2 protein-coding genes are annotated in these 3,357 nt (G+C 63.6%); one reads left to right on the plus strand and one right to left on the minus strand.

The features are described from left to right. The first annotated feature begins 8 nt into the window (after positions 1-8). Positions 9-2,423, plus strand: coding sequence for a penicillin acylase family protein (locus VMA74_RS13635; protein ID WP_325367839.1), 2,415 nt, complete (start codon positions 9-11; stop codon positions 2,421-2,423). 105 nt (positions 2,424-2,528) lie between these two features. On the opposite strand, the gene dapE is transcribed toward VMA74_RS13635, so the two are convergent. Continuing rightward, a partial coding sequence (dapE, locus tag VMA74_RS13640) for a succinyl-diaminopimelate desuccinylase (RefSeq protein ID WP_325367837.1) occupies positions 2,529-3,357 on the minus strand: 829 nt, incomplete at its 5' end.

A 3,357-nucleotide genomic window follows, 5' to 3' on the forward strand; every position in this document is an offset into this window, starting at 1 on the left:
GCCGAACAATGACGACGACATCTCGCTTCCGGTGGTTGCGCACCTTGTTGGCCCTTCTATTTATTGCTGCGGCCGGCCTGTTCGTTACCGGCTGGTGGCTGATCGCCGGCAGTCGTGCGCAACTCGAGGGTCGTCAGCAGGTGATCGGCCTGCAGCATGCGGTGAACGTGACCCGCGATGCACTCGGCACCGTCACCATCACCGGCCAGTCGCGCGACGACGTAGCTTATGCGCTGGGCTACGTGCATGGGCAGGAACGGTTCTTTCCGATGGACCTGATGCGCCGCGTGGCCGCCGGCGAGCTGTCGGAACTGGTCGGGCCGGCCGCGCTCGATACCGACCTCAATCATCGCCGCCATCGCCTGCGCGCGGTCGTCCAGGCTGCGTATACCGCGCTCACGCCAGACCAGAAGCACATGCTGGACATCTATCGCGACGGTGTGAACGCAGGCCTTTCGAACCTGCGCGAGAAACCCTGGGAGTACTTGCTGCTCAAGGCCAAACCGCAACCCTGGCGCTCGGAAGACAGTTTGCTGGTGATCGCCGCAATGTATCTGGATCTGAACGACGATGGCCGCGACACGCGCGAGCAGCACATTGCCCAAATGCGTGCAGTGCTGCCCGAGCCGCTGGTGGACTTCCTGATCTCGCCCGATCCGAACTGGGAGGCGCCATTGCAAGGTGTCGTCTCGCCCTCGCCGGTCATTCCCGGAGCGGACGTGTTCGATCTACGCCAGTCCGGTTCGCAAACCGCTAGCGCAAGGCTCGCTGAAACAGCGATCTCGCCGGTGGACCGTTTCTATCCGGGCAGCAACAGCTTCGCGGTGGCGGGGAATATCTCCCGCTCCGGCTCGGCGATGCTCGCCAACGACATGCACCTTGGCCTGCGCGTGCCCGACATCTGGTTCCGCGCGCGCCTGCGCTATCCCGATCCCGCGGCACCGAACGGGCAACGCGATGTCGTCGGCGTCACCCTGCCTGGCACGCCTGCGTTGGTGGTGGGCTCGAACGGACAGATCGCATGGGGCTTTACCAACAGCTATGGCGACTGGATGGATTGGGTGCGCATCCAGCGCGACCCGCATGATCCTGGCCGCTACAAAGTGCCGGAAGGCTGGGCGACGATTGAAGCGCACGACGAGGTCATCGCTATCAAGGGCGCAGCGCCGCATACCTTGCACGTGGAAGACACACGCTGGGGACCGATTCTGGCCAAGGACACCGACGGCACACCGCTGGCGTTGGCCTGGATCGGTGATCAGCCCCGCGCCTACAACCTCACTTTGATGCAGCTCGAGCACACCAGCAGCGTTTCCGCCGCGCTGGATCTGGCGCCCACCTTCGGCATGCCGCCGCAAAACTTCCTGGTCGCCGATAGCGCAGGCCATATTGGCTGGACGATCGCAGGCAACAGCATTCCGCTGCGCACCGGCTTCGATCCGCAACGGCCGGCCGACTGGTCGCAGCCGAACACCGGCTGGACCGGCTGGGCCGCCCTGTCGCAATACCCACGTATCATCGATCCCGCAGATGGGCGCCTATGGACGGCCAACAATCGCACGGTCGGCGGCGATGCTTTCGCCTTGCTTGGCAATGGCGGACAGGACATCGGCGCGCGTGCGCAGCAGATTCGCGACGACTTGCATGCACGTGCGGATTTCGGCCCTGCCAACCTGCTGGATATCCAGCTCGACGATCACGCGCTATTCCTTTCCCGCTGGCAGCAGTTGCTGCAAGCCACGCTGGCCAACACGCAGGATCCCGCGCTCGGCCAGTTGCGCCAGCTTACCGCCGCCTGGCGCAACGAAGCTGCACCCGATAGCGTGGATTACCGCCTGGTACACGCCTTCCGCGATGAAGTGCATCAGCTGGTTCTTGCTCCCTTCACCACCCGGATCAGACAACGTTTTCCGGATTTCGAATGGCCCGGCCCCGGCAACCAGGAAGCCGCCGTGTGGATGCTGATTCAACAGCAACCCGCACATCTGCTCGATCCGGCGTATCGCGACTGGCACGCGCTGCTGGTGCAAGCCGCACGCAATGTCGCCGGTACTTTGGGCAAAGAACCGGGTGGACTCGCCGCGCGCACCTGGGGCGAGATCAATCACGCCGGCATTCGGCACCCGTTGTCGCGCGCCCTGCCCGGCTTTATCGGTCGCTGGCTGGACATGCCGGAAGACGAACTTCCTGGCGACCACAACATGCCGCGTGTTGCGCGGCCCGGCGTGGGAGCATCCGAACGCCTGGACGTATCGCCGAGCCACGAAGACAAAGGCATTCTGGAAATGCCGGGTGGACAGAGCGATAACCCGCTATCGCCGTTTTATGGCGCCGGCCACGAAGATTGGGTACATGGCCGGCCAACGCCATTGCTGCCGGGTGCGACGAAGTACACCTTGGTGCTTGAGCCGTCACCGCGATGAATGCGCAGTTGCTGTGTTGAAGCAATACCGGCGATGCGTGTGCATGGCCATGTTGGGGTTGGGGTTGGGGTTTGGGTTCGCGTACGCGAACCCCAACCTACAGCATCAACAAAGCGGCCGGATCAACATCCGTTCGCAAGTCGCCAGATAGAGATCCGGCAACCGCTCCAGCTCCGCCACGTCGACGCACTCGTCCACCTTGTGGATGGTGGCATTGACCGGCCCCAGCTCCACCACTTCGGCCCCCATCGGTGCGATGAAACGGCCATCCGAGGTACCGCCGCCCGTGCTCTGTTCGGGTTCCATGCCGCAGAACTCGCGGCATACCGACACTACCGCATCGCGCAAGCGTCCTCCTGGCGGACACAGAAACGGTTCGCCTGACAAGGTCCACTCGAGCGTGTAATCCAGGCCGTGCCTGGCGAGGATCGCTTCGGTGCGCTGGCGAAGATTCTCCGCGGTACTCGCGGTGCTGTAGCGGAAATTGATCAGCGCCATCAACGAACCCGGTATGACATTGGTCGCGCCGGTGCCTGCGTTGAGATTGGAAACCTGGAACGACGTCGGCGGAAAATCCGCGTTGCCTTCATCCCAGCGTTCCGCAGCGAGTTCAGCCAACGCGGGCGCAAACGCGTGGATGGGATTGAGCGCCTTGTCCGGATACGCCACATGACCCTGCACGCCGCGAACCGTCAACGTTCCCGACAGCGAGCCGCGCCGGCCGACGCGGATCAGGTCACCGAGTTTTTCCTTGGACGATGGCTCACCGACTACACACCAGTCGATCTTCTCGCCGATCTCGCGCAAGTAGGCGGCGATGCGGCGCACGCCATCGAGATTGGTCGGCCCCTCTTCATCGCTGGTGAGCAGCAGCCCTACGCGGCCGGGATGATCCGGATGCGTGGATACGAAACGCTCCAGCGCTACCGTCATC

The organism is Dyella sp. (assembly GCF_035508675.1).
GTDB lineage: Bacteria > Pseudomonadota > Gammaproteobacteria > Xanthomonadales > Rhodanobacteraceae > Dyella_B.

Coding starts and splice junctions, on each gene's coding strand:
- VMA74_RS13635 (WP_325367839.1), top strand. CDS start 9: ATGACGACGACATCTCGCTTCCGGTGGTTGCGCACCTTGTTGGCCCTT.